We start from the raw sequence: 2,910 nt of genomic DNA, 5'->3' as shown, positions 1-2,910 counted from the left end.
ACGCTCCCGTCCTGGTGAACATGTACGGCATCACCGAGACCACCGTCCACGTCACCCACGCCCCCCTGGACGCCGCTTCCGCCACCGGTGCCGCCAGCGTGATCGGCGCCGCGATCCCCGACCTGCGGACCTATGTCCTCGACACCCACCTGTGCCCCGTACCGCCGGGTGTGGCGGGGGAGTTGTACGTGGGCGGACCCGGCCTCGCCCGGGGGTACCTCGGCCGCCCCGGGCTCACCGCGTCCCGGTTCGTCGCCGACCCGTACGGCCCCTCCGGCATCCGGATGTACCGCACCGGTGACGTCGTACGCCGTGCCGCCACGGGCGCGCTGGAGTTCGTCGGGCGGGCCGACGACCAGGTCAAGGTGCGCGGCTTCCGTATCGAACTCGGTGAGATCGAGGCCGCGTTGGCCGCGCATCCCGAGGTCGGCGATGTGGCGGTGGTGGCCCGCAGGGACCGTACCGACGACACCCGGCTCGTCGCGTACGTCGTGCCCGCACCCGGCGCGGTGGCCCACTCGGCGGTGCTTCGCGAGCATCTGCGGCTGCGGCTCCCGGAGTACATGGTCCCGGCCGCGTTCGTCGCGCTGGACGCGCTGCCGCTGACCGTCAACGGCAAGCTCGACCGGCGGGCCCTGCCCGAGCCGCAGGCCGGCGCCCTGGGCGGGGGACGGGCACCGCGCAGCCCGCAGGAACAGATCCTCTGCGAGCTGTTCGCCGAGATCCTCGGGGTCGCCGAGGCCGGCGTGGACGACAGCTTCTTCGACCTGGGCGGCCACTCCCTGCTCGCCACCCGGCTCGTCGCCCGGGTCCGCGCCACCCTCGGGGTGGAGCTCGAACTGCGTGCCCTGTTCGAGGCGCCGACCCCGGCCGGGCTGGCCGCGAGCCTCGCCGGTGCCGGACAGGCCCGCCTCGCGCTCACCCCGTACGAGGACCGCCCCGAACGGGTTCCGCTGTCCTTCGCCCAGCGCCGCCTGTGGTTCCTGCACCAGCTGGAGGGCGTGAGCGCCAACTACAACATCCCGCTCGCCTGGCGGCTGACCGGCCCCCTCGACCGCACCGCCCTCGGCCGGGCCCTCACCGACGTCGTCACCCGCCACGAGAGCCTGCGCACCCTCTACCCCCAGCTCGACGGCACCCCCCACCAGCAGATCCTCTCCCCGTGGGAAGCCCCGCTGCCGCTGCGCACCCGCGAGACGACCGAGGCCGAGCTGGACGGTGCACTCGCCGAGGCCCTGCGCCACCCCTTCGACCTCGCCACCGAACTGCCCCTGTACGCCGAGCTGTTCGCGCTCGGCGCCGAGGAGCACGTACTGCTGCTGGTCGTGCACCACATCGCGGGCGACGGCTGGTCCCTCGGCCCGCTCGCCCACAACCTCGCCGACGCCTACGCGGCCCGCCGCCGGGGCGAGGAACCCGTGTGGGCGCCGCTGCCGGTGCAGTACGCCGACTACACGCTCTGGCAGCACCGCCTGCTCGGCGACGCCACCGACCCCGACAGCCTCTTCGCCCGCCAGGCCGCCCACTGGACGGCCGCCCTGAGGGGACTGCCCGAGCGGATCCACCTGCCCACCGACCGGCCCCGCCCCGCCGTCGCCACCCACCGGGGCGGCTTCGTCCGCATCCGGCTCGACGCCGGACTCCACCGGGAACTGCGGGACCTGGCCCGCACCCGGGGCACCAGTCTGTTCATGGTGCTCCAGGCCGGACTCGCCGCCCTGCTCGACAAGCTGGGCGCCGGGGACGACCTGCCCGTCGGCAGCCTCATCGCGGGCCGCACCGACCAGGCCCTCGACGATCTGATCGGCTACTTCGTCAACACCCTCGTGTTCCGCGCCGACACCTCCGGTGACCCGGCCTTCACCGAACTCCTCGACCGCGTCCGGGACGTGGCGCTCGCCGCCTACGCCCACCAGGACCTGCCCTTCGAGTACCTCGTCGAGGCCCTCAACCCGGTGCGCTCCCTCGCCCACCACCCCCTCTTCCAGGTCATGCTGGTCCTGCAGAACGCCCCGCGGGCCGACTTCGCCCCGTCCGGCCTGACCACGAGCCCCGTCCAGCTCACCACCACCACGTCCAAGCTGGACCTGATCTTCTCCATGTCCGAACGGCATGGCGAGGACGGTTCCCCGCAGGGCGTGGACGGGTTCGTCGAGTACGCCGCCGACCTGTACGACCCCGACACGGTCCAGACCATGTGCGACCGCTGGATCCGTCTGCTGAGGACGGCCGTCGCCGACCCCGGCCGCCGCCTGAGCCGCTTCGACGTCCGCACGGACGCGGAGCGCCTGCGCTCACTGCCCGCCGCCCCTTCCGCTCCGGTGACGGACACCCTGGTGGGGTTGTTCGAGGCGCGGGTGCGGGAGACGCCGGATGCGGTGGCCGTCGTGTGGGGTGAGGTCCGTCTGTCGTACGGGGAGTTGAATCGGCGGGCGAACCGTCTGGCGCACGCGTTGGTGGGGCGGGGTGTGGGTGCGGAGGATGTCGTCGCGTTGGCGTTGCCGCGGTCGGCGGAGCTGGTGGTGGCGGTGCTGGGTGTGCTGAAGGCTGGTGCTGCCTATCTGCCGCTCGATCCCGACTATCCGGCCGCGCGGCGGGAGTTCATGGTCGGGGATGCCCGGCCGGTGCTGGTGGTCGACGACCTGGCGGCACTGGACGCGGACGGTCTGCCGGACACCGACCCGGCCGTGGCGACGCTGCCCCAGCACCCGGCGTACGTGATCTACACGTCGGGTTCGACGGGGCGGCCGAAGGGTGTGGTGGTTCCGCACGCGAATGTGGTGCGGCTGTTCGGGGCGACGCGTGGGTGGTTCGGGTTCGGTCCCGGCGATGTGTGGACGCTGTTCCATTCCTACGCGTTCGACTTCTCGGTGTGGGAGCTGTGGGGTCCGCTGCTGCACGGCGGCCGGC

1 protein-coding gene is annotated in these 2,910 nt (G+C 73.1%); it reads left to right on the top strand.

Annotation, left to right across the window (positions count from 1 at the left end):
- Positions 1 to 2,910 (top strand): condensation domain-containing protein (locus tag ABZ490_RS52060; protein WP_359008081.1); only part of this gene is annotated, 2,910 nt, incomplete at both ends.

The organism is Streptomyces sp. NPDC005811, from assembly GCF_040630405.1.
Classification (GTDB): Bacteria; Actinomycetota; Actinomycetes; order Streptomycetales; family Streptomycetaceae; genus Streptomyces.
The sequence above is the reverse complement of the archived record's forward strand: the minus strand, read 5'-3'. Positions and strand labels throughout refer to the sequence as shown.